The sequence below is a fragment of the Pseudomonas sp. Z4-7 genome, from assembly GCF_051131965.1.
Classification (GTDB): domain Bacteria; phylum Pseudomonadota; class Gammaproteobacteria; order Pseudomonadales; family Pseudomonadaceae; genus Aquipseudomonas.
The window spans coordinates 2,322,610-2,348,195 of record NZ_CP071642.1; the positions used below are offsets into that span (position 1 = coordinate 2,322,610).

Sequence of the window (25,586 nt, forward strand, 5' to 3'; positions counted from 1 at the left end):
AGATCGTTATTCACCCCACATCCCCTGTGGGAGCGAGCTTGCTCGCGATAGCGTCCTTGAAAGCGCCGCAGACGCTCAGTCGACCAAGTCAGCCCTTGAACCGCGCCAGCGCTTCTTCGGCCAGGCGCCGGGTCAGTTCGCCGCTCGGCAGCTCACGCCCCAGGGGAAACGCCTGGCCGGCCCAGAGGTTGGCGAAATCCGCTTCGTCTTTCGCCCGCAGCGGCATCAAGGCGCCGCCCGCCAGGGGGAAAGCCGGCGCGAGCGGGCTCATCGGGCCGACCTCGCGCATCACCCGGTTGACGATGCCCCGGGCCGGGCGGCCGGTGAACAGGTTGGTAACGGCGGTCTGGCTTTCCCTGGCCGTGCGTAGCGCCCGGTGATGGGAAGGTGTGATCATGGCTTCCGGCGTGAACAGATAAGCGCTGCCCAACTGCACCGCCGACGCGCCCAGGGCAAACGCCGCGACAATCCCGCGCGCGTCGCCGATCCCGCCGGTGGCGATCACCGGCACCTTCACCGCATCCACCACTTGCGGCAGCAGGGCGAACAGACCCACCTGGGTGTTGAGGTCCTCGCTCAGGAACATCCCGCGATGACCGCCGGCCTCATAGCCCATGGCGATGATCGCGTCGCAGCCGTGCTGTTCGAGCCAGATGGCTTCTTCGACGGTGGTGGCCGAGGAGAGGATTTTCGCGCCGGTGGCCTTGACTCGATCCAGCAAGGATTTTTCCGGCAGGCCGAAGTGGAAGCTGACCACCTTGGGCCGCAGTTCCTCCAGCACGCGACAGGCCGCATCATCGAACGGGGTGCGATTGGACACCGGCGTCGGCGCTTCGAAGTCGGCGCCCAGTTCTTCGTAATAAGGCTTGAGCCGCTGTTTCCAGGCCTCGGCCCGTTGTTCATCGAACGCCGGTGGCTGGTGCGAGAAAAAATTCACGTTGAACGGTTTGTCGGTCTGTTCGCTGATGGTCGTCAGCGCCTGGCGCAGTTGCTCCACGTCGAGCATCGCCGCCGGCATCGAGCCCAGCCCGCCGGCATTGCAGGTGGCGACTACCATGGCCGGACCGGTTACGCCGGCCAGAGGCCCCTGGATGATGGGCAGCTCGATGCCGAGCAGGTCGAGAATGCGGGTGTCTGGCCACTGACTCATGTTCGGGTGTCTCCGACGGCAGAAGGAAAGCGTGTTTTTAGCAGGTGTCGCCCGGCCAGGACCAGTCGAGTTTTTCAATCGATGTTCGGGTTTGATCCGGGCAAAGGGATGGGTACCATGCGGCTTCCCCCATCAAGGAGCTCGATCCATGGACGTGAAACTCAAGACTGTCGAACCCTTCACCGTCGCCGGTTTGCAGGTGCGCACCCGCAATGCCGACGAGCAGCAAGGCGACACGGCAAAAATCGGCCCGATGTGGCAGCAGTTCTTCACTGAAGGGCTGTTCGAAAACGTTCCGGCCCGGCAGTCCGAGTCGTTCGTCTATGGGGTGTATTCCGATTACGAGTCCGATGCCACCGGCTACTTCAACGTGACGGCCGGTGTGCAGGTCGATGCCACGAGCGCAGGTTACCCCGCCGTGGACGTCGAGGGCGGGGATTACCTGGTGTTTTCGGCCAAGGGGCCGATGCCCGATTGCGTGATCCAGGCCTGGGGCCTGATCTGGGCGTACTTCGCCGATAACCCGCAGACCGTGCGCCGGTTCACCACCGATTTCGAGGTCTACAACGCGCCCGACTCGGTGGCGATCTATATCGGCGTTCAGTCTGCGGACGAGCGTTCCAGCGCCAGCAACTGACGCTTGCGCTCGACGCCCCAGCGATAGCCCGAGAGGTTGCCGTCGCTGCGCACCACCCGGTGGCAGGGGATCGCCACGGCGAGGCTGTTGGCGCCGCAGGCCTGGGCCACGGCGCGGACGGCCTTGGGCAGGCCGATGCGCTGGGCGATCTCGGCGTAGCTGGCGGTGCTGCCCGGTGGAATCTCCCGCAGGGCTTGCCAGACCCGTTCCTGAAAGGCCGTGCCGCGCAGGTCCAGCGGCAAGTCGAGGCCCAGGGCCGGTGCTTCGATGAATCCCACGACCTGGGCAATCAACTGCTCGAATTCCCGGTCGGCGCCGATGAGGTTGGCGCGGCGGAATTTGTCCTGCAGGTCGCGTACCAGTGCGTCCGGATCGTCCCCCAGCAGAATCGCGCACACGCCACGGTCGCTTTGCGCCACCAGGATTGCCCCCAGGGAGCACTGGCCGACAGCGAAGCGAATGTCGGTGTTCTGCCCGGCGGCGCGGTAGTCGGCCGGTTTCATGCCGAGGACTTTGTCGGCGGCTTCATAGAAGCGGCTGTTGGAATTGAAACCGGCGTCATACAGCGCCTCGGTCACCGTCCCGGCTTCGGCCAGGCGTTCGCGCACTTTGCGCGAGCGGTGGGCGGCGGCGTAGGCCCTGGGCGTCAGGCCGGTGACAGACTTGAAAACGCGATGGAAATGAAAAGGGCTCAAACCCGCGCTCAGCGCCAGTTCGTTCAGGCCTGGCAGTTCCTCGGCGGCCTCGATCTGTCGGCAGGCGGCCGCGACCCGGGCGGCCTGTTGCGCGGCGATCTGGGTCTGGTCCCTGGCCACGCGTTTGCTGGGACGATAACCGGCCGCCTGGGCCTGTTCCGGTGTGTCGAAGAATTCGACGTTACGCGGGTTGGGCAGGCGCGACAGGCTGCTGGGGTGGCAATAGATGCCGGTGGTTTTCACGCCATAGACAAATTGCCCGTCGGCACGCGGGTCCCGGGCAAGCACGGCGGCCCAGCGGGGATCCTGGTCAGAGGCGAGAGTGTTTGAAGTGCTGTTCATGGTCGTTATTCCATTGGCCCGTTTTGCCTACAGTAGCGAGCCATCCAGGTGGCGACACTCCGGGTCTTGCGGTTGAATTCTGCGCTGTTATCCGGCCATGCGGAACGTCAGATTGATCCGCTGGGCACCCAGCGTCGGATGCTCTCCCGGCTTGAGTGGCAGCACGCCGTGGAAACGCAAGCGATCCACACCGCCCCAGACGACGATGTCGCCGTGGAACAGCGCAATGCGCTGGCTTTTGTCGCTGCGCTCGAACCCGCCGAACTGGAACATCGCCGGCAGGCCAAGGGAGAGCGAGACGACGGGGGCCGTCAGGGAGCGTTCGTTCTTGTCCTGGTGCAGCGACATTCGGGCACCGGGCACGTAGCGGTTGATCAGGCAGGCATCGGGCTCGAAGTGTTCGAACCCCGCCTGCCGGGCGGCGTTACGGGCCAGGTCGCGAAACAGCTGTGGCATGTCGGGCCAGGGCTGGCCGGTCTGCGGGTCGTGGGCCGTGTAGCGATAGCCGCTGCGGTCGGTGGTCCAGCCGAGCGCGCCGCAACTGGTCAAGGCCACCGACATGGTAAAACCGCCGGGCGTGACCATCTGCCGGAATGGCGCCGCCTGCAAGACGCTTTCCAGCGCCGGCAGCACGCGGTCGATCCAGGGCAGGGCAAACCCGCGTAATACGAAGGATTGCTGGCCGATCTGTTCGACCTCGCCGGGCGTGGTGGGCGGTTGATCGGCGAACAGATCCAGAGTGATGGGCGTGTGGTCATTGCGCATCATGAAAAATGATCCCAAGTGTATGCCGGCGGCCGCTGTGCAAGCGGCTGACGCCATGGCGCAGGTTCACTCGATAATAACCGCGAACGCCTTTGACGGGTCGCTGGTGTACGGCGAACATCACGGCGTCGCCCTGTTTCAGATCGATGACCTGTGGTCGTGACTGCATGCGCGGGCGCTGTTCGGTGAGGACAAATTCGCCGCCGGCAAAGTCCTCGCCCGGCTCCGCCAGCAGGATCGCCACCTGCAACGGGAATACGTGCTCGCCGTACAGATCCTGATGCAGGCAATTGTAGTCCTGCGGGCCATATTGCAGCAGCAGCGGCGTAGGGCGTTGTTGGCCGGCGTCGTGGCAGCGCCGGATGAAATCGGCGTGCCGGTCGGGATAGCGCACTGGCTGGCTCATGCAATCGTTCCAGCGGTTGGCCAGCGGCACCAGCCGCGAATACAGCGATTGACGTAATTGCTGGACAACCTTGGGCAGCGGATAAGCAAAGTACTGGTACTCGCCCCGTCCGAATCCATGACGGGCCATCACCACGCGGGAACGAAACAGCCCCGGGTCGCTGTACAAGCCTCGCAGTTGCAGGCACAGCGCTGCCGGCAGTAGGTTGCGAATGATCGCGCAGCCGTCCTGGTCGAGGCTTTGTTCCAGGGCGGGCCAGTCGAGGTCGGCGATGGGGCGGGGCAGGGAGGACTCAGAGGGCATGATTGCAATCCTGAATGGGAGGATCGCCCAGTCTGAGCACTACTGCGTCGCCCGCACCCCGATTCTTGCGGTGTGATGAGCTTTCTGTGGCGGGGGAGCTTGCTCCCGCTGGGTGGCGCAGCCGCCCCAATCAGGCAGATGAAGCCATTATGATGTACCGCGTCAATGCGTTTTACGACTGCTGCGCAGCCGAGCGGGAGCAAGCTCCCTCGCCACGAAAGGCATTTTGTCCCGCCGTTTAGAGGGCCTTGCTGACCTTGAGCTCGCTGATCACATCATCGCTCTCGCCATGCAGCTTCTTCAGCTCTGCCAGGGCTTCTTCCTCGGTGCCATTTTGCAACTGCGCGAACTCGAAGCGGCGTTCGCCGTTGAGCTTGTACTTGATGACGTATTTGGTCGTCTGGGCCACGGTTATTCCTGTCTTCGTCTGGGACGCTGCTCAGCTCAGTTTCGAGCTGGAGCGCCGGATGATCTTGATCTTGTGGGTCAGGGTCGGCTTGCGGGTAACGCTGATGGCGCGACGGTTGACGGTATCGATGGTGATGTTCCAGAAGCCTGTGCTCGGTGCGGTGATCCGTGCCGGGAACGTGTCGAACGCGCCGCCATGGTACGTGTGCCGGCCACCGTTCTTGAAGCTGCGGAAATTGGCGTCGTTCATCAAACGGATGTTGCACATTTGGGAGCATTCGATAACGACGATATCGTCCTCGTTGAGGTGCTCGCGCTGGTGGATGAATTTCAAGGGTGCCTCCAGAAGGGCATTTCTTGCCGGGTCAGGACAGAAGATGAAGCAAATAATGGCGCGCAGTTTATCAGCACCACGGGTTAATATCCGACCCCTGTCCCAGGCTGGGCTGATTTATTACCGGCCACTGGGTAAAAAAGCGCAGCGCAGGGGAGAAAAGCAGTGTTTATGCTGTCGGAGGGTCTTTATCGGAGGAATCGTATGAAGCGCAGCGTGTGGGTATTGGCTTTGGCCCTGAGTGGATGTGCGTCGGTATCGGACATCAACCAGACACCGCCCACCATGAGCGTCATCTCCGGAAAGAAGCCCCATGAATACGCCCGGTGTGTTGCCGACAAGCTGCTCGAGAGCCGTGGCCCGCTGCAAATGGAGCCGCATAAAAACGGCGTTCGGGTGATCGTTCCCGGCAAGCTGTCGGCGCTGCCGGCGGCGGTGTTCGACATTGACGAGCGCTCCAGCGGCAGCAGCATCAAGCTGCATGAAAGCATGTCCAACGTGCCCGTGCGCCCCGGGGATGTACAGGACGCGGCCAACGCCTGCATTTCCGGTTGAGCGTGGGCTCGGCCTGACGGATCGCCAGGCATCGGTTAAACTTCCACCCTCGATACAAGAATGCCGCCACGGTCGCCGTTGGCGGCATTGTCATTTATGGAGCCCGGTCAATGAAACGCGAACAGGTGCGCGAGCGCCATGCAGAAGGCCTGATCTGCGCCACCCACGTGATCCAGAACCCTGGGAGCCCAGGCGAGTGGATTGTGTTCTTCAAGAAAAGCGCCGGGCGCAGTTTTTTCCTGGTGGACGACCAGGACGAAGTTGAATCCTTCTCTCGGCTCGACGACCTGATCGAGACCTTGCGGGGCCTGGGGATCAAGTTCGCCGAGATTCACATCTAGTTTATTTGCCCACTTTTATTTGCACACCACGACGACACTGCGGCTGCTGAAATTGCCCACGTCGACCCCCAGAGTCTTTTCGCTTTCCTTGGCTTGTGGTGTGCCGTCGGTGCCGACGATGCGATAACCCGTGCCGGCGCAGGACGCATCGGCTTTTTCGTAGCAGGTCGCCCAGGAATTGGCTTCGCCCGAGCAGTCGATGGCCAGGCCTTGTTCACCGTTGGCCAGGTAGGTTTTTTCCGCCGAGGCACAGCCCGCCAGGGCCAGGACTGTAAACAGCGCCAGAAGTGTTTTCATGGGATCGTCATCGAGAGGGGGGAGGAATGGCGCGAGATTATAGCGAATGGCCATTCCGGTACAGCTAAACCACAGTTCCCATCAAGGCAATGATGGGACGGCCCGACTATTTCTTGCGGCGAGTATTGCGTGCCGGAGCCTTTTCGCGCTCCCGGGGCGCCGGGGCAGAGCGTTCATCCTGGAATACCGCAGCCACTTCCACCGCCATGGCCTTGCTGGGCAAGGGGCCGGCGACCTGTTCACCGTGGTAATTGGTAATCCACCACTGGCCGTCCTTGTCCTGGCTGACCGAGTAACCGTTTGCGTTTGGAGTTGCCGACATCTAATTGCCCCGTTGGCGTGATCAAGGCGGCCATGATACGTCAAAAGCTCGTAAACAGCGCCCATGGGCGTACAGTGGGACCGCTGGAACCATCGAAGCGAAAGGCGATTGAACTATCCGCCGGTTTATTTCTCTATGATGGCATCGGTTGGCCAGCGTGGGCATTGTAAGGTGCCTGCGGCCTGATTAGACTGCGCCGAAACTCGTACATACCGCCTTTTCAAGGACTTATATGATCAAGAAATGCTTGTTCCCAGCAGCCGGTTACGGTACTCGCTTCCTGCCAGCGACTAAAGCCATGCCCAAAGAAATGCTGCCGGTGGTGAACAAGCCACTGATCCAGTACGGTGTCGAAGAAGCCCTTGACGCAGGCCTGACGGAAATTTCCATCGTCACCGGCCGTGGCAAGCGCGCCCTGGAAGACCATTTCGACATCAGCTACGAGCTGGAAAACCAGATCAAGGGCACCGACAAGGAAAAATACCTGGTCGGCATCCGCAAGCTGCTGGACGAGTGCTCGTTCTCCTATACCCGCCAGACCGAAATGAAAGGCCTGGGCCACGCGATCCTGACCGGTCGCCCGCTGATCGGTGACGAACCGTTCGCCGTGGTGCTGGCGGACGACTTGTGCGTCAACCTCGAAGGCGACGGCGTACTGACCCAGATGGTCAAGCTGTACAAGCAGTTCCGCTGCTCCATCGTGGCGATCCAGGAAGTGGATCCGCAGGAAACCAACAAGTACGGTGTGATCGCCGGCGAGATGATCCGCGAAGACATCTACCGGGTGCACAGCATGGTCGAGAAGCCAAAGCCTGAAGACGCACCGTCGAACCTGGCGATCATCGGCCGCTACATCCTGACTCCGGACATCTTCGACCTGATCGAACAGACCGAGCCGGGCAAGGGCGGTGAAATCCAGATCACCGACGCCCTGATGAAACAAGCCCAGAACGGCTGCGTAATGGCCTACAAGTTCAAGGGCAAGCGTTTCGACTGCGGTGGCGCCGAAGGTTACATAGACGCGACCAACTTCTGCTTCGAGAACTTCTACAAGACCGGCAAGGCTTACTGATAGCCTGCACCGCGCCTTGAAAAAACGCCCCGACTGGTTCGGGGCGTTTTTTTGTGTACAGGAAAGGCACTCGCAACTCATCAATTCGCTAGTACACCCCGTGGGAGCGAGCTTGCTCGCGATAGCGTCGGCACATTCAGCCTTGGTGCAAGCTGGCCCACCGCCATCGCGAGCAAGCTCGCTCCCACAGGGATTGCGCTTGACCTGAGCGATGGCTATCCATTGATCCGATCCAGCTGGCTTTCCCATTTTCCGTCCCCATAACCATCGCAACGCTGCCGCAGCTGGAAACAGCAGGTATGCTGACGGCCTGCCGAAGGAGATGAATGATGGCCTACGATTTTGACCTGTATGTGATTGGCGCCGGTTCCGGCGGTGTTCGAGCCGCACGGTTTGCCGCCGGTTTTGGAGCCAAGGTGGCCGTGGCGGAAAGCCGCTACCTGGGCGGCACCTGCGTGAATGTCGGCTGCGTGCCGAAAAAACTGCTGGTCTACGGCGCGCATTACGCCGAGGACTTCGAGCAAGCGTCGGCCTATGGCTGGACAGCGGGCGAGGCGAGTTTCGACTGGGCCACGCTGATCGCCAACAAGGATCGCGAGATCGATCGCCTCAACGGCATCTATCGCAACCTGCTGGTCAACAGCGGTGTCACGCTGCATGAAGGTCACGCGAAGATTACCGGCCCTCACGAAGTGGAAATCAACGGCCAGCGCCACACCGCACAGCACATCATGATCGCCACGGGCGGCTGGCCGGTGATCCCGGAGATTCCCGGGCGCGAGCACGCCATCAGTTCCAACGAGGCGTTTTTCCTCAAGTCGCTGCCCAAGCGCATGCTGGTGGTCGGTGGCGGCTATATCGCGGTGGAGTTCGCCGGGATTTTCCATGGCATGGGCGCGCAGACCTCCTTGCTGTATCGCGGCGACCTGTTCTTGCGCGGTTTCGACGGCGCGGTGCGCAAACACCTGGCCGAAGAGCTGCAACGCCGTGGCCTCGACCTGCAATTCAAGGCCGACATCCAGCGCATCGACAAGGAAGCCGACGGCAGCCTGAAGGTGACGCTCAAGGACGGTCGCACGCTGGTCACCGATTGCGTGTTCTACGCCACTGGCCGCCGCCCGATGCTGGACAACCTCGGCCTGGAAAACACCGGCGTCACGCTGGACGACAAGGGTTTTGTGCAGGTCAACGAAAAGTACGAGACCGCCGAGCCGTCGATCCTGGCGATTGGCGACGTGATCGGTCGCGTGCAGTTGACCCCCGTCGCACTGGCCGAAGGCATGGCAGTGGCGCGGCGCCTGTTCAAGCCCGAGCAATACCGTCTGGTGGATTACCGGATGATTCCCACGGCCGTGTTCAGCCTGCCAAACATCGGCACCGTTGGCCTGACTGAAGAGCAGGCACGGGAGGAGGGCCATGAGGTGCAGATTTTCGAAAGCCGTTTCCGGCCGATGAAGCTGACTCTCACCGAGTGCCAGGAGCGCACGCTGATGAAGCTGGTGGTCGATGCCAGCTCCGACAAGGTGCTGGGTTGCCACATGGTCGGGCCGGACGCCGGGGAAATTGTCCAGGGCCTGGCGATCGCCCTCAAGGCCGGAGCCACCAAGCGCGACTTCGACGAGACCATTGGCGTGCACCCAACCGCCGCCGAAGAATTCGTCACCATGCGCACGCCAACCGCCTGATTGGCGCCTGCGAACCAGGGCTGTGATCCATCGGTCCAGCCTTGTGAACTGTTTGGCAACTGCCACGATCAACAAAGGGTCGCCTGTGGCAGGTCCACAGATTTCTTCTATCTATATAGATTCCTGATAGCCAAAACCAATCATTCGCATGAGCTTTGCCAATGAGCCAGCGGCGGCATGAGTGGCTAAGATTCACTTCATCAACTTCTCAACCCCTGACGGAGAGTCAACGATGCCTATCATCAACAGCCAAGTTAAACCGTTCAAAGCTACCGCTTTCAAAAACGGCGCATTCGTCGAAGTCTCGGACGCCGACCTGAAAGGCAAGTGGTCTGTCGTGTTCTTCTACCCGGCTGACTTCACCTTCGTTTGCCCAACCGAACTGGAAGACCTCGCCGACAACTACGCCGAGTTCCAGAAGCTGGGTGTCGAGATCTACAGCGTGTCGACCGACACTCACTTCGCCCACGCTGCCTGGCACAACACCTCGCCAGCCATCGGCAAGATCCAGTACACCATGATCGGCGACCCGACCCTGGCCATCTCCCGCAACTTCGACGTGCTGATCGAAGAAGCCGGTCTGGCGGATCGCGGTACTTTCGTGATCAACCCTGAAGGCCAGATCAAGATCGTTGAAATCAACGACGGCGGTGTAGGCCGTGACGCTTCCGAGCTGCTGCGCAAGATCAAGGCTGCTCAGTACGTTGCTGCCCACCCAGGCGAAGTCTGCCCAGCCAAGTGGAAAGAAGGCGAGGCCACTCTGGCTCCGTCCCTGGACCTGGTCGGCAAGATCTAAACCAGTGCGTTATCCGAGGGCGATTCGCTCTTAGCCAAGTAAGCCGCTTCGCCCCAAAAAACGCCCGGGCGAGATTCGCTCGGGCGTTGTTTTTTCTGAAATTCAAACATGGAAATCGCCCGTATGTTGGACGCCAATCTTAAAGCTCAGTTGAAGTCATACCTGGAACGGGTCACCCAGCCGATCGAGATCGTTGCATCCCTCGACGACGGTGCGAAATCCCAGGAAATGCTTGCATTACTCAAAGACGTTGCCAGTCTTTCCAACCAGATTACCTTGCTCGACAACGGTACTGATGCGCGCAAGCCATCGTTCTCGTTGAATCGCCCGGGAGCCGATATCAGCCTGCGCTTCGCCGGCATTCCCATGGGGCACGAATTCACTTCGCTGGTGCTGGCCCTGCTGCAAGTCGGCGGCCACCCTTCGAAGGCCAGTGTCGAAGTGATCGAACAGATCCGCTCGCTCAAGGGCGAGTTCAACTTCGAGACGTATTTCTCGCTGTCATGCCAGAACTGCCCGGACGTGGTCCAGGCGTTGAACCTGATGGCGGTGCTGAACCCGAACATCCGTCACGTCGCCATCGACGGCGCGCTGTTCCAGGCCGAAGTCGACGAACGCCAGATCATGGCGGTGCCGAGCATCTACCTGAACGGCGTGAACTTCGGCCAGGGCCGCATGGGCCTGGAAGAAATCCTCGCCAAGATCGACACCAGCGGCATCGAGCGTCAGGCCGAGAAGATCAGCGCCAAGGATGCTTTTGATGTACTGGTGGTCGGCGGTGGCCCGGCCGGTGCTTCGGCAGCGATCTACGCCGCCCGTAAAGGCATCCGCACCGGCGTCGCGGCCGAGCGTTTCGGCGGCCAGGTGCTCGACACCATGGCGATCGAGAACTTCATCTCGGTCCAGGAAACCGAAGGCCCGAAACTGGCCGTCGCCCTGGAAGAGCACGTCAAGCAGTACGACGTCGACATCATGAACCTGCAACGTGCCGACGCTTTGGTCGCTGGCAAAGACGGCGGGCTGCATGAGATCAAGTTCGCCAGCGGTGCGAGCCTCAAGGCCAAGACCGTGATCCTGGCGACCGGTGCCCGCTGGCGTGAAATGAACGTGCCGGGCGAGCAGCAATACCGCAACAAGGGCGTGGCGTACTGCCCGCACTGTGACGGTCCGCTGTTCAAAGGCAAGCGCGTAGCGGTGATCGGCGGCGGCAACTCCGGCGTCGAAGCGGCTATCGACCTCGCGGGTATCGTGGCTCATGTCACCTTGCTGGAGTTCGACGTGCAATTGCGTGCCGACGCGGTGTTGCAGCGCAAACTGCACAGCCTGCCGAACGTGACGGTGATCACCAACGCCCAGACCACCGAAGTGACGGGCGACGGCCAGAAGGTCAACGGTTTGCGCTACAAGGACCGTCCAAGCGGTGAAGTGCGCGATGTGACGCTGGAAGGCATCTTCGTGCAGATCGGCCTGTTGCCAAACACCGATTGGCTCAAGGGCACCGTCGAGCTGTCGCCGCGTGGCGAGATCATCGTCGATGCGCGCGGTGAAACCTCGATTCCGGGTGTGTTCGCCGCCGGTGACGTGACCACCGTGCCGTACAAGCAGATCGTGATCGCCGTGGGCGAGGGTGCCAAGGCTTCGTTGAGCGCCTTCGATCACCTGATCCGTACGTCCGCCCCGGCCTGATCGCCTCTCGCTGAAACAACAAAACCCCATGGGCCTTGGCTCATGGGGTTTTGTTTTGGATTACGCATTCTCCTGTGGGAGCGAGCTTGCTCGCGATAGCGGTCGGTCAGCCTGTATCCATGTTGAATGCGCCGAAGCCATCGCGAGCAAGCTCGCTCCCACAGGGGATTTCTCAAATGTTGGAGCGGTAATGCGGTCTACAGCGGCGCAGGCTGAATGATCTCGACCCAGTAGCCATCCGGGTCCTTGATGAACGCCAGGCTTTTCATGCGGCCATCGCTCAGGCGCTTCTGGAAGTCGCAGCCCAGCGCTTCGAAGCGCTCGCAGGCGGCGACGACGTCCGGCACCGAGATGCAGATGTGGCCGAAACCGCGCGGGTCGCTGTTGCCGTTGTGGTAGGCAAACGCCGGATCGTTTTCGGTGCCATGGTTATGCGTCAGTTCGAGGATGCCGGGGATCGACTTCATCCACTCGGTACGCGCCGCGGCGTCTGCCGGGATCTGGCTCTTGTCGACCAGAGCGAGGAAATAAAGGCTGAATTCGGCTTCGGGAAAGTCGCGTTTTTCCACCAGCGAGAAACCCAGTACACGGGTGTAGAAATCGAGGGACTTGGTGATGTCCTTGACCCGCAGCATGGTGTGGTTGAAGACGAATCTGGCCGTGGCGGCGTCGGGCTGGGCAGTAACGCCTGGGAAAGTGTCGAGTTCGTGCAGGCTCATGGGCCCTCCGGAAAATAAGTGGGGCAAACGGCGTCGCAACCGGGCTGCGACGGTTCCTGGGCTTGCGTCAGATGGCTTCCTTGCAGGTGCGTTCATGATACGCAAGGCGCGCGCCATCGCCAAACCGCGTGTGGCTATTGCCTGGTGCTGCGGCGGGCTTCAGACTTTACGATTCGTCCTTGAGTGCAACGCAATGATTCGACCTTGTCTTACGCTGTTCATTCTCTTGTCAGCCGGCATTGCGAGTAGCGGTGCCCTTGCGCTCGAACCGCAGGTTGCATGGCCATCGGGCTGGGTAGTCGAATCGCTCCCCACTCCGGCGGCTGCGCAGTCGATCAGTCGTGAACGCGCGACCAAGAACGATTCCGCGGGTAATGCGGTGATGGTGATGGAACTGACAACCACGCCCGTCGAACCCGATCATCAGGTCAACTTGCAAGGTGTGTTGCTGGAGATGCGAAAATCCGTTCAGAAGGATTTTTTCCAGGGCGGTTATCAAAGCGTCTGCAATAAGATTCATTCTTCCCTGTTGGGCGGGACTGCAGCGCTGGAAACCACTTGCACGATCACGCAGAACGGCAGACATGTGTTGTCTCAAACACTTGTTGCTGCGCTAAAAGAGGGCAGGGCGTATGTGCTGTCCTACGCCGGTCAGGCCCAGGTATTTGTTCAAAGCCAGGAGGAAGTTCAGTCTGTAAGAAATAGCCTGAAATTCTAATGCGTCTAATACTCAAGGCTTGATACTGAAGTTGTCCGGCACAAAAAAGCCCTGAACCAGTCAGGGCTTCTCAATAATGCCGATGGTCAACCGCGCAACCAGGAATCAACGGTTTGAGCCCCGTATTGTTCCTTCCACGCTTTCAGGCCGCGGTGGTTGCCGCCCTTGGTTTCGATCAGCTCGCCGGTGTGCGGGTTCTGGTACACCTTGACCACGCGGGCGCGGCGGGTCTTGGTTGGCTTGACCGCCTGCGGGCCGGCCTTGGACGGCTTCGGATCAAGAATGGCGACGATGTCGCGCAAGCTCTTGCCGTAGGTTTTCATCAGCCCCAAGAGCTTTTCTTCAAATTCGATCTCTTTTTTCAGCCCGGCGTCATTCTTCAGAGATTCCAGCTGTTTGAGCTGCTCCTGAAGGGCCCTTTCGGCTGCACGGAATTCAGCGAGTCTGGACAATATCGTTACTCCAATCAAAATGTCTGGCTGATACAAACCGCCAACAAAGCATTAAGCCAAGCGCTTTGTAGCGACTCGATGATAATGACTTCCTGCTCTCTGGCACAGGCAAAAAAATTGTAGTAGTTAATTCAGAAAGTGTAAATCGTAACTTTTTCGTTATGTAACAGGAACAATTGTTCCAACGCGTGTGGCGTGTATCGGTCAATCGAGCGGTGTCGTGGGCGGGTTTTTAGCGGCGGTCAGCGCAGCATTGAAGTCTTGGCCACTAATAGGCCGGCCAAACAGATAGCCTTGTAGAAAGTTGACGTTGTGAGCCGTCAGGTAATCGCTTTGCTCAACGGTTTCGACGCCCTCTGCGACGATCTCCAACTGCAGTTTTCCCGACAACTCGATGATGCTGTCCAGGATATGGCGTGACAGCGCATCGGCGCCGATCATCGCGACAAAGCTTTGATCGATTTTCAGAAAGTCGACGTTGAACTGCTGCAAGTACCCCAGGCTGGAGTGGCCGGTGCCGAAATCGTCGATGGCGATCTTGACGCCCAGATCGTGCAGCAACTCGAACAATTGGTGGGTCACCGGGCTCGGTTCGATCAGCTCGCGCTCGGTCAGTTCCAGCACCAGCGTGACGACGCCCGGTGGGAACGCGGCCAGGAACTCGCGGCAATCCTCCAGCAGCGCCAGGTCCTTGCAGTGGCGGGCGGTGATGTTGATACCGACATGGAACGGCGCCTCCAGCAGGGGCGCGAGCGGCGCCAGCAATTGTCTGGTCTGGCGCATGAGTGCCTGGGTCATCGGCACGATCAGCCCGCTGTGTTCGGCGAGCGGGATAAACAGGTCCGGACGCACCAGGCCTTCCTTGGGGTGGTTCCAGCGCATCAGCACCTCAACCCCGGCCCAACGCTTGTCGTCGCCGCGCACCACCGGTTGCAGATACGGCACAAACTCCCCGGCCTCGAGAGCGCGTAGCAGTTCATGGCTGGGGGAGGAGGCGCGTTTCTGTGTCCAATGCGCGAGCAGCGCCGCGATGGCGCCGAAGACAATCAGCAGGCTGAACAGCGGCGGATATTCCCGAGCCATGTAGCGCCAGGTTTCCCCTTCATCGAAGCCGGCTTCGACGTTGAAGGCATAGCGTGACGAGGCCAACTCGTTGCGAGCTACCGGCTGGGCAGGCGGCGGGGTTTGCCGAACCTTGCCGTCCGCCGCCAGCCAGCTCGGTCCTACTTGCAGCAACAAACGCGTCTCGCCGCCAATCAGGCGCAGGACATTGGCCAGGTGGTAACCGTCCAGTGTCGCCAGTGCCCCTTGCCGGCCCTCGTTGAGCCGGTAGATCAGCAACGCGGTGTCGGGCGTGACCGGGTTGCCGTCCATCAGCCACAGAGTGCCTTGGTGGTAATTGTGCGGGTTGACCGGCTCCTCGAATTCGCCGAACAGCGAGCTGCAATACAGCGTGTCGTCCCATATCAGGTTGGTCGAACGGACGAAGGGCCGGCGGGTCACCTGGTCACGCAGGGCCAGTTTTACCGCTTCGCAAGGTTGACCGGCCAGGGGCAGCAGTGCGCGCGCCGCCAGCGCGGTATTGTCGAGCATCAGCTCGACTTGCCGGACCAGCTCTCCCGCGGTCTGGCGGGCCTGCTGTTGCAATGTCCGTTCGGCCTGGATATGGAGAATGCCCACCCCCGAGAGCACCGGCAGCACCCCGCAGAGCAGGGTGATCAGATTGCGACGGGACCGCTTGCGTATCTGTGTGGCGGACAATGGCATCGGTACGACCTTGTTGAGCCTGGGCGGGGGACAGCGTCGATGATAGACGGCCAGGCGGTTGCGCGCCCGCCGGCCTCCAGGTGGCTTATGGTTGCCGGGCCACTTCGATAAACGCCAGCGTCGCGGGCGAGGCCTGGCGGCTGTCCAGCACCGCAAGGCCGATCTGGCGCGGAACGCGCGGCGACAAGGGACGTACGACAAACCCGGGATTTTCCATGGCTGGCAGCGAACCCTCGGAAACCACGGTCACGGCTTCGCCCCGGCTGACCACATCCAGCGTGCTGAGCAGTTGCGAACAGCGATAGCGGATATTCGGCGTGAGCCGGGCGGCGCTGAACAGCCGCCGGACCACTTCCGAGGAGCCGGCCTCGGTGAGTATGAAGGGGTCGTTGCACAGCGCCTTGAGTTCCACGCAGGCGCGCTCGGCGAGGGGATGATGGGTGGGCAGCAGGGCGACCATCTGGTCTTCCATCAAGGCGAACGTATCGAAGCGTTCCTCGGGCAGGACCACGAAGCCGACGTCGATCCGTCGTTCATCCAGCCATTGCAGCACTTGCCGGTCCGGCCCTTCATCGATGTGCACTTCGATTCCCGGATGCAGGGTGCGGTACCGCTGCAGGATGGCTGGCAGCAGTTTCATCGACGACGTCGGTCCGAACGAGCCGATACGCAGGGTCCCACGGCGCATGCCGCGGGCATCCGCGGCCTCCTGTTGCAGGGTGTTGGCCAGGCCGAGCATGGCCCGGGCACGCAGCAACAATTGCTGGCCGATGTCGCTGAGCTCGACAAGGGATTGATGACGCCTGAACAGTTCGACGCCCAACTCCTGTTCCAGGGATTTTATCGCGTGGGACACCGCTGACTGGCCGATGCCAAGGCGTGTCGCGGCCGCGGTGAAACCTTGCAGTTCGGCGACCAGCGAAAAGATTTCGAGTTGGGTGAGGGTCATGAGTAAACGCTCATTTTACGATGATGTTTCATGAGCGGAACAATACGCCATCCCAGCGACATACGGGACATTGATTAATCTCCTAGCGGTGGACTATGAAAGCCCTGGAACAAACTGCCTCGACACCCTCGGACCTGCCGGTCTACCTCAAGCTTGCGATGGTCACGATGATCTGGGGCGGCACCTTTGTGGCCGGTAGGATCCTTGCCGATGCGCTGACGCCGATGTTCGCCGCCAGCTTGCGTTTTCTCCTGGCGAGCATCGCGTTGTTGCTGTTTCTCGGCGTCGCCGGTATCCCCCTGGCCAGGCCCGGCTTGAAGCAGGGCCTGCAGCTGGCCGCGCTGGGGTTCTTCGGGATCTTTTTCTACAACCTGTGTTTCTTCCATGGCTTGCAATACATCAACGCATCGCGCGCCTCGTTGATCGTCGCGTTGAACCCGGCAGTGATCGGCTTGGCCTCATGGTGCTTGTTCAAGGAACGGTTGGGCCGCTTCAAAGTCGCCGGTATCGTGCTGTGCATCGGCGGGGCGGGGTTGGTCATCATCAGTCGCGAACCGTCGCTGTTGCAGGCGACGGAACAGGCTTGGCGCGGAGATCTGCTGATTTTCGGCTGTGTGCTGGGGTGGGGCATCTATTCGCTGTTTTCCAAAGGCCTGAATGAGAGCCTGGGTCCTTTGCAGACAGTGACCTGGTCGATCCTGCTGGGCACGCTGATGTTGTGGCTGGCGTGCGCAGCCGGCGGTGAGATCCGCTTCGAGGCATTGCGCGGGCTGGACCTCAGGCAATGGTTGAGCCTGCTGTACCTCGGCGTGCTGGGTTCGGCCCTGGCCTATATCGCCTGGTATCAGGGCATCCGCCGGATCGGTGCGACGCGTTCCGGCGTCTTCATTGCGCTCAACCCGCTGACGGCGGTACTGCTGGGCGCGATGCTGCTCGACGAACGGCTCACTTTGTTGATGTGCGTAGGCGGCGGGTTGATCCTGGCGGGGATCTTCCTGTGCAACAAACCGCTTGCACGTTCGGCAAAAAAGACGATTTGATACCTGAAGCGGACAAATCTGGTTACGCTGTGTAGAATCGGGTTACGCATATAAGAATAAGGTCTTCTGGCAGCAGAAGCCTCGCCCGCAATAGCCTTGGGTCGACAATGAAGATACTTGGGTTTCAACTGATCTATGGCGACTTCCTCGCCCGCAGTGTCCGCGGCATTTCCTGCGCGCCGCCCCGCGTCCTCAGCATCACTGGCAACTAACGTTTTTTTGTTAATTGATAAGTTTGATGAGGCGCCGACATGGCAGATCTATACGAAAACCCGATGGGCCTGATGGGCTTCGAATTCATTGAGTTCGCATCCCCGACCCCGAATACCCTGGAGCCGATCTTCGAGATCATGGGCTTCACCAAGGTGGCCACCCACCGTTCCAAAGACGTGCACCTGTACCGCCAGGGCGCGATCAACCTGATCCTCAACAACGAACCGCACAGCGTGGCGTCCTACTTCGCGGCCGAGCACGGCCCGTCGGTGTGCGGCATGGCCTTCCGCGTCAAGGATTCGCAAAAAGCCTACAAGCAGGCCCTGGAACTCGGTGCCCAGCCGATCCACATCGAAACCGGCCCGATGGAGCTGAACCTCCCGGCGATCAAAGGCATTGGCGGCGCGCCGCTGTACCTGATCGACCGTTTTGGCGAAGGCAGCTCGATCTACGACATCGACTTCGTCTTCCTCGAGGGTGTCGATCGCAATCCGGTGGGCGCCGGTCTGAAGATCATCGACCACCTGACCCACAACGTTTATCGCGGGCGCATGGCCTACTGGGCCAACTTCTACGAGAAGCTGTTCAATTTCCGCGAGATTCGTTACTTCGACATCAAGGGCGAATACACCGGCCTGACTTCCAAGGCCATGACAGCACCGGACGGCATGATCCGCATCCCGCTGAACGAAGAGTCATCCAAGGGCGCCGGGCAGATTGAAGAGTTCCTGATGCAGTTCAATGGCGAAGGCATCCAGCACGTGGCCTTCCTGACCGACGACTTGATCAAGACCTGGGATGCGCTCAAGAAGATCGGCATGCGCTTCATGACCGCGCCGCCGGACACCTACTACGAAATGCTCGAAGGACGCCTGCCGAACCATGGCGAACCGGTGGCGGAGCTGCAATCGCGGGGCATCCTGCTGGACGGGGCCTCGGAGCAGGGCGACAAGCGCCTGTTGCTGCAGATCTTCTCGGAAACCCTGATGGGGCCGGTGTTCTTCGAGTTCATCCAGCGCAAGGGCGACGATGGCTTCGGCGAGGGTAACTTCAAGGCGCTGTTCGAATCGATCGAGCGTGACCAGGTGCGGCGTGGTGTACTCACTACCGAGTAAACCCGACAGGTAAAAAAGCCCGCCCGGCAGTGATGCCGGGCGGGCTTTTTGTTGTCGATGCAAGACCCCTTTGGGAGCGAACCTGCTCGCGAAAGCGCTGTGTCAGTCACCTAAGCCTTCGCGAGCAGGCTCGCTCCCACAGGGCGGGGGTAGCCTCAAGCCCGGCGCCGCTGCCGCACCAGATGCCTGAAGCCTTCCAGTACCAGCACGGCCACCGCCATCCAGATGGGGATGTAAGTCAGCCATTGCTCAGCCTGGATGCTTTCCCCCAGCAGCAGTGCCACGCCCAGCAGCAACACCGGCTCGACATAGCTCAACAGCCCGAACAGGCTGAACGGCAGCAGTCGGCTGGCGATGATGTGGGCCACCAGCGCCGAGGCACTGATCACGCCAAGTCCCGGGATGAGCAGCGAAAGCCGAGGGTACTGGTTGAAAATCGCGAAACCTTGTCCACCGCTCTGCACGAACCAGAACGCCAGGGGCAGCATCAGCGTCATGTCCAGCCAGAGCCCGCCCAGGTTGTCGGTGCCCAGGCGCCGGCGCAGGACGAAGTAGATCGGATAGCCCATCACCACAAGCAAGGTCGCCCAGGAAAAACCGCCCACCCGGTAGAGTTCGTTGAGCACGCCGAGCGTGGCGAAGAACACCGCGATCTTTTGCAGGCGGGAGAGCCGCTCGCCGTAGACGATACGCCCGGTGATGACCATCGACAGCGGCAACAGGAAATACCCCAGCGATACGTCCAGGCTGTAGCCGTTGAGCGGCGCCCACATGAACAGCCACAGTTGCACTCCCATCAAGGCCGAAGACACCGTCGCGCCGATCAGCAGGCGCGGTGTGTCGACCAAGCGCCCGACAAGTTGCCTGACGAGTGTCCACTCCCGTGCCACCAGCATGAATGCGGTCATGCATGGCAGGGTGAGCAGCATGCGCCAGCCGAAAATTTCCATCCCGGTCAAGGGGTCGAGCAATGACGTGTAGTAATACAGGACCGCGAACAGGGCGGAGGCCGATACCGATAGAGCGATGCCTTTGGACACTGATGCCTCTTGTTATTGGAATTGCAGCAGGGAGTTGTTTACCCGTGGCGAGGGAGCAAGCTCGCGCTGGGCCGCGTAGCGGACTCGAAATAGCGGCTGCTACGCAGCCGAGCGGGAGCAAGCTCCCTCGCCACGGGGTCATGCGTTGAATATCACGACGTATGCGGCACGCGGCCCGGCACGAAATGACTGATGTCGTTGAAGCCCGGCGTCGAAGCATGCCCCGGTGTCACCAGCGAATCGATGAACGCTTCGTCATCTGCCGTGATCCGCACCGCTTGCGCCCTGGTGTACGCGTCCCATTGTTCTTCGGTGCGCGGTCCGACGATCGCCGACGTGACGGCACGGTTGTTCAACACCCAGGCAATGGCGAACTCGACGATGCCGACGCCGCGATCCCGGGTGTATTGCTGGATCTGCTGGGCAATGCGCAAGGATTCGACCCGCCATTCGGTTTCCAGGATGCGCTTGTCCTGGCGTCCGGCGCGGCTGTTGGCATCCGGTGCCACATCGGGTGCGTACTTGCCGCTGAGCACACCTCGGGCGAGGGGGCTGTAGGGCACCACGCCGAGGCCGTAGTTCTGCGCGGCGGTGATCTGTTCGGTTTCCGCCTGGCGGTTGACGATGTTGTACAGCGGCTGGCTGATCACCGGCCGATCGACGCCCAGGCTGTCGGCGATACGGATCACTTCGGCGATGCGCCAGGCGCGGTAATTCGACAGGCCCCAGTAGCGGATCTTGCCCTGGCGAATCAGATCGCCGATGGCCGACACCGTGACCTGCAATGGCGTGTTGTGGTCTTCGCGGTGCAGGTAGTAGATGTCCAGGTAATCGGTGCCCAGGCGCGTCAGGCTGGCCTCGATGCCGTTGAAGATATGCTTGCGGCTCAAGCCGCTGCGGTTGGGCACACCGTCCGGCGGGCCGAAGCCGACCTTGGTGGCGAGCACCCACTCGTGGCGCCGGCTGGCAATCGCCTCGCCGACGATTTCTTCGGAACGGCCGTTGGTGTAGACATCGGCCGTGTCGATGAAATTGATGCCCTGGTCCCAGGCCTTGTCGATGATCCGCAGCGAATCCTCGGTGCTGGTCTGTTCACCGAACATCATCGTGCCCAGGGTCAGCGTCGAGACTTGCAACCCGGAATGGCCCAGCGTGCGGTAGCTCATGGACAAGATCCTTTTATCGATGGGAAAGGTCCCATCAAATACCAGAACCGCCGTATGGATCCAACCGTTTTCTCAAACACCTGCAAATCAACTGTGGGAGCGAGCCTGCTCGCGAAGGCGTACTTCCAGGCACCCTCTACAGTGACTGACACAGCGCTTTCGCGAGCAGGCTCGCTCCCACAGCAGGCAAACCGCGTCAGCCCCGCAGGGTGCGCGTCATGCGCAACGCCAGCAGGCTGCCGCAGACAATCACTGCCGCCAGCATATAGAGCGCCGCATCGGTCGAGCCGGTGGCGTCCTTGACCCAGCCCACCAGGTACGGACTGAGGAAGCCGGCCATCTGGCCCATGGAATTGATCAGCGCCAGGCCGCCGGCCGCCGCCCCCGCGCTGAGCAGGGCGGTGGGCACCGGCCAGAACATCGGCAGGCCGGTGAGGGCGCCCATGGTGGCGATGGTCAGGCCGAGGATGGCGATGGCCGGCGTAGTGGCGAAATTGACGGCGATCAGCAGCCCGACCGCACCCATCAGCATCGGCACGACCAGATGCCAGCGGCGCTCCTTGCGCAGGTCCGCCGAGCGGCCCACCAGCAGCATGAACACCGCCGCCAGCAGATAGGGGATCGCACTCAGCCAGCCGATCACCAGGTTATCGCTGAAACCCAGGTTCTTGATGATCGACGGCAGCCAGAAGTTGATCGCGTACACGCCGCTCTGGATACAGAAGTACACCAGGCCGAAGGCCCAGATCGCCGGGTTCTTGAATACGGCTGCCAGGGAATCGGTAGTGGTCTTCGGCTTGTTGGCCAGGTCTTCGGCATGGTCGGCGGTGAGCACGGCGCGCTCATGGTCGGTCAGCCACTTGGCATTGGCGAAGGTGTCGCTGAGCAGGAAGAACGCCAGGCCCCCGAGGATCACCGTCGGCACGCCTTGCAGCAGGAACATCCACTGCCAGCCCGCCAGGCCACCCTGGCCAGCGGCGAAATGGTTGAGGATCCAGCCGGAAAACGGGCTGCCGAGCAGGCCGGACACCGGGATGGCCGACATGAACAGCGCCATGATCCGGCCGCGACGGAACGTCGGGAACCACTGCGAGAGGTACAGCACCACGCCAGGGAAGAACCCGGCCTCGGCTGCGCCAGTGAACAGCCGCAAGGTATAGAACCCGGTCGGGGTGGTGACGAACAGCAGGCAGGTCGACAGCGTGCCCCAGGTGATCATCATCAGCGCGATCCAGCGCCGCGGGCCGAATTTTGTCAGCGCCAGGTTGCTCGGCACGCCACACAGCACGTAGCCAATGAAGAAGATCCCGGCACCAAGGCCGTACACGGTTTCGCTGAATTTCAGCGCATCGAGCATCTGCAACTTGGCGAAGCCAACGTTGACCCGGTCCAGGTAGTTGAACAGGTAGCAGATGAAGATGAAGGGGATCAAGCGCAGGGTGATGCGCTTGTAGACGGTATTTTTTTCGTCGGGGGTAGCCAGGAGGGCTGCTGCGCTCTGGGACATGGCGGGTCTCTCTTTATTATGATTTTGGCGTGCCAAGGGGTAACGTTGACCGCCCCTTGAGTCTCGGCCAGCCTGAGGGCCCGTGTCTTTGTGCCGGGGCACAGGGTTTGGGCGCGGACCCTGTGCGGCTGACCAATCGCGCTGAAGCATTACGCCCAAAACCAAGAACCCTGCTCACAAGGAATCGCCCATGTTCGAACTCGATCACGACCTGGCCCAGGACATCGTCGACCGGGCGATGGCGATTCTGCCCTATAACGTCAACGTCATGGACAACCAGGGCCTGATCCTAGCCAGCGGCGAGCGCGAGCGCATCAATACCCGTCACGAGGGTGCGCAGCTGGTCTTGGCGAATGGGCGAGTGGTGGAAATCGACGAGCACACCGCCGTGCACCTCAAGGGCGTGCAGCCGGGAATCAACCTGCCGTTGATGCTCGACCAGCGGCTGATCGGCGTGCTCGGTATCACCGGCGAACCCGCGCAGTTGCGCACCTACGCGGAACTGGTGCGCATGACCGCCGAAATGCTGCTCGCCCAGCGCAACCAGCAGGCCGAGCAGCAATGGCGGCGCCAGCGTTGCGATGATTTGCTGGCGCTGCTGCTGGGTGATGCCGGGGATTCGCCACGGTTGCTCGACGAAGCCCTGCAGATGGGCCTCAAGCCGCAGCTGTCGCGGGTGCCGTACCTGTTTGAATTGGGCCAGGAACATGGGCCCGGGCAAACCGTCGAGGCACTGAGCGCGTGGCTGATGTCACGCTACCCGGACAGCTGGTGCCTGACCTCGTCCAAATCTTCTTTGCTCTGGTGCCGGCCGGTCACGGCTTCGGTGGAGAACGAGCGCTTGCTCGGCAAGCTCGACGGGCTGGGCTGGAACATCCTCAGGGTGGCGGTGGGCGGTCAGGCCGAGGGTCTGACCGGCCTGCGCCGTTGCTACCGGCGTGTGGCGGACCTACTTGCCTACGGCCGTGATGTCCTGCCGCAGTCACGCCTGTTGATCCTCAATCGTTATCGCCTGCCGGTGCTGCTCTGGCGCCATCGCAGCGACGATGCGCTGGACGAGTTGCTGACACCGCTGCGCAAGGTGATCGCCAAGGACAACAACGGGCAACTCCTGGCGACCCTGCGCAGCTGGTGCGAACACGACGGCCAGAGCCAGGCCTGCGCCGACGCGCTGGGCATCCACCGCAACAGCCTGCGCTATCGCATGGAACGCATCGCCGAGCTCAGCGGCGTGGACCCGCTGCGGCTGGATGGAATGCTGGCGCTGTATCTAGGCGTCCAACTGTTGCCGCACGATCAAAACCTCCCCGCATGACCCTGTGGGAGCGAGCTTGCTCGCGATGACGGCATCCGCTTCAAAAAACTGCAAGCTGACACACCGCTATCGCGAGCAAGCTCGCTCCCACATTGGATCTGCTGCGCTCGCGATTTTTGTTTTCAGCACGGATCCGTTGTGGGAGCGAGCCTGCTCGCGAAGAGGCCAGCAATGCCGAACCGCCATTTTTGTGAAATTGACCAATAATGCCCAAGGAGTTTTGTGCGGCGGACCGGCGTCAGGGCTGCGGTCAGCTGGCAGCATGCTGTGCATCGGAACCGGAGAACAAAAATGAAAATAATCATCGCCCCCGACTCGTTCAAGGACAGTCTCAGCGCCCAGGGCGTGGCGGACGCGATTGCCCAGGGGTTGGCTGAGGTCTGGCCGGATGCGCAGTTGATCAAATGCCCAATGGCCGACGGCGGGGAAGGGACGGTGGAGTCGGTGCTGGCGGCGTGCAACGGCCAGTGGCGTCGCACCCTGGTTCGCGGGCCCTTGGGCGCCGCTGTCGAGGCCCGCTGGGGCTGGCTGCCCGACAGCGGCACCGCGATCATCGAGATGGCTGAGGCCAGCGGCCTGCAACTGGTGCCGCCGGGACAGCGTGACGCGTGCTCCAGCAGCACCTTCGGCACCGGCGAACTGATTCGCGCCGCCCTCGATGAGGGTGCCCGGCGCGTGATCCTGGCGATCGGCGGCAGTGCCACCAACGACGGCGGAGCCGGGGCGATGCAGGCTCTGGGCGTGGCGCTGCTGGACGCACAGGGCCAATCGCTGCCGCCCGGCGGCGTGGCCCTGGGCAAACTGGCGCGCATTGACCTTAGCGAGTTGGACCCGCGCCTGGCCGGGGTGCGTTTCGAGATCGCCGCCGACGTCGATAACCCCTTGTGCGGGCCCCACGGCGCTTCAGCGGTGTTCGGCCCGCAGAAGGGAGCTTCTGCCGAGCAGGTGCAGCAACTGGATCGCGCGCTGGGGCATTTCGCCGAACACTGCGCCCAGGCGTTGCACCGGGACGTGCGCGACGAACCGGGCAGTGGCGCCGCCGGAGGCCTGGGATTCGCCGCCAAGGCCTTTCTCCAGGCCCGGTTTCGCACCGGCGTCGAAGTCGTTGCGCAATTGACCGGCCTGGCCGAGGCGATCAACGGGGCCGATCTGGTCATCACCGGCGAAGGCCGTTTCGATGCGCAGACCCTGCGCGGCAAGACGCCTTTTGGCGTGGCCCGCATTGCCCGGCGCCAAGGTGTACCGGTGATAGTCATTGCCGGCACGTTGGGGGAGGGTTACCAGGCGCTGTATGAGCATGGCATCGATGCCGCCTTTGCCCTGGCGAACGGGCCAATGACGCTGCAAGAAGCCTGCACCGATGCGCCACGCCTGTTGGCCGAGCGCGCGCGGGACATCGCCCGGCTCTGGCGCGTGGCGGCCCGCTAGATCGGCCGTGCCGGTGCCGACGATAAGGCACCGGCCCGCGGAGTTTGCCTCAGGGACATTGACCCGCCCGCGCACCCTGCGTAGCCTTGCGCCTTCGAGGTTCTTTGGCGTACGCCGAAGCTAAGAAGGGAACGCGGTCCAAGCCGCGGCTGCCCCCGCAACTGTGAACGGTGCTGTTTCTGCAAGGCCACTGTGCATGCCCTTTTTCAACGGGTGCACGGGAAGGCGCAGCAAATTGTCGGTCCAGGCTTTGTATGAAGCGTGGACCGGCCCGCCGTCAGCCAGGAGACCTGCCTCGACAACAGATTCTCACTACAACCGGGCGGGGTGATCCGGTGGCGAAATCTTCCGCGCGCGTCTGTG

Annotated in this window: 27 protein-coding genes and 1 riboswitch; of the genes, 12 read left to right on the plus strand and 15 right to left on the minus strand. The window is 61.6% G+C overall.

Annotated features, from left to right (window positions below):
- Nucleotides 1-88 precede the first annotated feature (88 nt).
- Nucleotides 89-1,150, minus strand: a complete 1,062-nt coding sequence (locus tag J3P91_RS10590; RefSeq protein WP_434603929.1) for an NAD(P)H-dependent flavin oxidoreductase — start codon at nt 1,148-1,150, stop codon at nt 89-91.
- Nucleotides 1,151-1,298: 148 nt separating this feature from the next.
- On the opposite strand from J3P91_RS10590, the gene J3P91_RS10595 reads away from it, so the two are divergent.
- A complete protein-coding gene (locus J3P91_RS10595) occupies nt 1,299-1,787 on the plus strand; it encodes a GyrI-like domain-containing protein (protein WP_434603932.1) in 489 nt (162 codons plus the stop codon).
- On the opposite strand, the gene ada is transcribed toward J3P91_RS10595, so the two are convergent.
- The 5 genes from ada to J3P91_RS10620 form a co-directional block, all read right to left on the minus strand.
- The gene (ada, locus tag J3P91_RS10600; protein WP_434603935.1) at nt 1,751-2,824 is read right to left on the minus strand and encodes a bifunctional DNA-binding transcriptional regulator/O6-methylguanine-DNA methyltransferase Ada; all 1,074 of its coding nucleotides are present in this window, start codon (nt 2,822-2,824) and stop codon (nt 1,751-1,753) included. The genes J3P91_RS10595 and ada overlap by 37 nt on opposite strands.
- An 87-nt stretch (nt 2,825-2,911) precedes the next feature.
- Nucleotides 2,912-3,589, minus strand: a complete 678-nt coding sequence (alkB, locus tag J3P91_RS10605) for a DNA oxidative demethylase AlkB (protein WP_434605065.1) — start codon at nt 3,587-3,589, stop codon at nt 2,912-2,914.
- Nucleotides 3,579-4,298 carry a 2OG-Fe(II) oxygenase gene (locus J3P91_RS10610; RefSeq protein WP_434603937.1) on the minus strand — a complete coding sequence of 240 codons (720 nt, stop codon included), beginning with the start codon at nt 4,296-4,298 and terminating at the stop codon, nt 3,579-3,581. The genes alkB and J3P91_RS10610 overlap by 11 nt, the downstream gene beginning before the upstream one ends.
- A gap of 238 nt (nt 4,299-4,536) precedes the next feature.
- Complete coding sequence (locus J3P91_RS10615; protein ID WP_434603939.1) at nt 4,537-4,707, minus strand: hypothetical protein; 171 nt, start codon at nt 4,705-4,707, stop codon at nt 4,537-4,539.
- 30 nt (nt 4,708-4,737) lie between these two features.
- Nucleotides 4,738-5,040, minus strand: a complete 303-nt coding sequence (locus J3P91_RS10620) for a DUF1883 domain-containing protein (RefSeq protein WP_003182962.1) — start codon at nt 5,038-5,040, stop codon at nt 4,738-4,740.
- A gap of 204 nt (nt 5,041-5,244) precedes the next feature.
- On the opposite strand from J3P91_RS10620, the gene J3P91_RS10625 reads away from it, so the two are divergent.
- Both J3P91_RS10625 and J3P91_RS10630 read left to right on the plus strand, forming a co-directional pair.
- Nucleotides 5,245-5,595 (plus strand): hypothetical protein, encoded by a 351-nt coding sequence (locus J3P91_RS10625; RefSeq protein ID WP_434568904.1) that lies wholly within the window; start codon nt 5,245-5,247, stop codon nt 5,593-5,595.
- Between the two features lie 110 nt (nt 5,596-5,705).
- Nucleotides 5,706-5,936 carry a hypothetical protein gene (locus J3P91_RS10630; protein WP_305495360.1) on the plus strand — a complete coding sequence of 77 codons (231 nt, stop codon included), beginning with the start codon at nt 5,706-5,708 and terminating at the stop codon, nt 5,934-5,936.
- A 15-nt stretch (nt 5,937-5,951) separates the two neighbouring features.
- On the opposite strand, the gene J3P91_RS10635 is transcribed toward J3P91_RS10630, so the two are convergent.
- Together J3P91_RS10635 and J3P91_RS10640 are read right to left on the minus strand one after the other, a co-directional pair.
- Nucleotides 5,952-6,233 carry a hypothetical protein gene (locus tag J3P91_RS10635; RefSeq protein ID WP_305495358.1) on the minus strand — a complete coding sequence of 94 codons (282 nt, stop codon included), beginning with the start codon at nt 6,231-6,233 and terminating at the stop codon, nt 5,952-5,954.
- Between the two features lie 106 nt (nt 6,234-6,339).
- Nucleotides 6,340-6,555 carry a hypothetical protein gene (locus J3P91_RS10640; RefSeq protein WP_305495356.1) on the minus strand — a complete coding sequence of 72 codons (216 nt, stop codon included), beginning with the start codon at nt 6,553-6,555 and terminating at the stop codon, nt 6,340-6,342.
- Nucleotides 6,556-6,787: 232 nt separating this feature from the next.
- Here J3P91_RS10640 and galU point away from each other — a divergent pair, with 232 nt between their 5' ends.
- The 4 genes from galU (at nt 6,788) to ahpF (ending at nt 11,794) form a co-directional block, all read left to right on the plus strand.
- Entirely contained in the window at nt 6,788-7,627 is an 840-nt protein-coding gene (galU, locus tag J3P91_RS10645; RefSeq protein ID WP_039592970.1) for a UTP--glucose-1-phosphate uridylyltransferase GalU, read from the plus strand.
- A 329-nt stretch (nt 7,628-7,956) separates the two neighbouring features.
- Entirely contained in the window at nt 7,957-9,312 is a 1,356-nt protein-coding gene (gene gorA, locus J3P91_RS10650; RefSeq protein WP_434605067.1) for a glutathione-disulfide reductase, read from the plus strand.
- 232 nt (nt 9,313-9,544) lie between these two features.
- Nucleotides 9,545-10,108, plus strand: coding sequence for an alkyl hydroperoxide reductase subunit C (gene ahpC, locus J3P91_RS10655; RefSeq protein WP_011061677.1), 564 nt, complete (start codon nt 9,545-9,547; stop codon nt 10,106-10,108).
- A 123-nt stretch (nt 10,109-10,231) separates the two neighbouring features.
- Nucleotides 10,232-11,794, plus strand: a complete 1,563-nt coding sequence (gene ahpF, locus J3P91_RS10660) for an alkyl hydroperoxide reductase subunit F (RefSeq protein ID WP_434605069.1) — start codon at nt 10,232-10,234, stop codon at nt 11,792-11,794.
- Nucleotides 11,795-11,991: 197 nt separating this feature from the next.
- On the opposite strand, the gene gloA is transcribed toward ahpF, so the two are convergent.
- On the minus strand, nt 11,992-12,513 hold the full coding sequence (gene gloA / locus J3P91_RS10665; RefSeq protein WP_434603941.1) for a lactoylglutathione lyase: 522 nt from the start codon (nt 12,511-12,513) through the stop codon (nt 11,992-11,994).
- Between the two features lie 193 nt (nt 12,514-12,706).
- On the opposite strand from gloA, the gene J3P91_RS10670 reads away from it, so the two are divergent.
- A complete protein-coding gene (locus J3P91_RS10670) occupies nt 12,707-13,231 on the plus strand; it encodes a DUF4946 domain-containing protein (protein ID WP_434605071.1) in 525 nt (174 codons plus the stop codon).
- Nucleotides 13,232-13,317: 86 nt separating this feature from the next.
- Here J3P91_RS10670 and J3P91_RS10675 read toward each other — a convergent pair whose 3' ends face one another.
- The 3 genes from J3P91_RS10675 to J3P91_RS10685 all read right to left on the minus strand — a co-directional run bounded on the left by J3P91_RS10675 (nt 13,318) and on the right by J3P91_RS10685 (nt 16,399).
- Nucleotides 13,318-13,683, minus strand: coding sequence for a histone-like nucleoid-structuring protein, MvaT/MvaU family (locus tag J3P91_RS10675; protein ID WP_434574225.1), 366 nt, complete (start codon nt 13,681-13,683; stop codon nt 13,318-13,320).
- Nucleotides 13,684-13,887: 204 nt separating this feature from the next.
- The gene (locus J3P91_RS10680) at nt 13,888-15,450 is read right to left on the minus strand and encodes an EAL domain-containing protein (protein ID WP_434603942.1); all 1,563 of its coding nucleotides are present in this window, start codon (nt 15,448-15,450) and stop codon (nt 13,888-13,890) included.
- 85 nt (nt 15,451-15,535) lie between these two features.
- A complete protein-coding gene (locus J3P91_RS10685) occupies nt 15,536-16,399 on the minus strand; it encodes a LysR family transcriptional regulator (protein WP_434603943.1) in 864 nt (287 codons plus the stop codon).
- A gap of 95 nt (nt 16,400-16,494) precedes the next feature.
- Between J3P91_RS10685 and J3P91_RS10690 the strand changes: the two genes are divergently transcribed.
- Entirely contained in the window at nt 16,495-17,439 is a 945-nt protein-coding gene (locus tag J3P91_RS10690) for a DMT family transporter (RefSeq protein WP_434603945.1), read from the plus strand.
- A gap of 251 nt (nt 17,440-17,690) precedes the next feature.
- Entirely contained in the window at nt 17,691-18,767 is a 1,077-nt protein-coding gene (hppD, locus tag J3P91_RS10695; protein ID WP_434568898.1) for a 4-hydroxyphenylpyruvate dioxygenase, read from the plus strand.
- A 155-nt stretch (nt 18,768-18,922) separates the two neighbouring features.
- On the opposite strand, the gene rarD is transcribed toward hppD, so the two are convergent.
- The 3 genes from rarD to J3P91_RS10710 form a co-directional block, all read right to left on the minus strand.
- Nucleotides 18,923-19,807 carry an EamA family transporter RarD gene (rarD, locus tag J3P91_RS10700; RefSeq protein WP_434568897.1) on the minus strand — a complete coding sequence of 295 codons (885 nt, stop codon included), beginning with the start codon at nt 19,805-19,807 and terminating at the stop codon, nt 18,923-18,925.
- 152 nt (nt 19,808-19,959) lie between these two features.
- Nucleotides 19,960-20,973 carry an aldo/keto reductase gene (locus J3P91_RS10705; protein WP_305495332.1) on the minus strand — a complete coding sequence of 338 codons (1,014 nt, stop codon included), beginning with the start codon at nt 20,971-20,973 and terminating at the stop codon, nt 19,960-19,962.
- A 196-nt stretch (nt 20,974-21,169) separates the two neighbouring features.
- On the minus strand, nt 21,170-22,480 hold the full coding sequence (locus tag J3P91_RS10710; RefSeq protein WP_434603947.1) for an MFS transporter: 1,311 nt from the start codon (nt 22,478-22,480) through the stop codon (nt 21,170-21,172).
- 190 nt (nt 22,481-22,670) lie between these two features.
- On the opposite strand from J3P91_RS10710, the gene J3P91_RS10715 reads away from it, so the two are divergent.
- Complete coding sequence (locus J3P91_RS10715) at nt 22,671-23,795, plus strand: sugar diacid recognition domain-containing protein (RefSeq protein ID WP_434603949.1); 1,125 nt, start codon at nt 22,671-22,673, stop codon at nt 23,793-23,795.
- Between the two features lie 291 nt (nt 23,796-24,086).
- Nucleotides 24,087-25,223, plus strand: a complete 1,137-nt coding sequence (locus tag J3P91_RS10720; protein WP_434603951.1) for a glycerate kinase — start codon at nt 24,087-24,089, stop codon at nt 25,221-25,223.
- Between the two features lie 80 nt (nt 25,224-25,303).
- Nucleotides 25,304-25,535, plus strand: a riboswitch (cobalamin riboswitch).
- Nucleotides 25,536-25,586 lie beyond the last annotated feature (51 nt).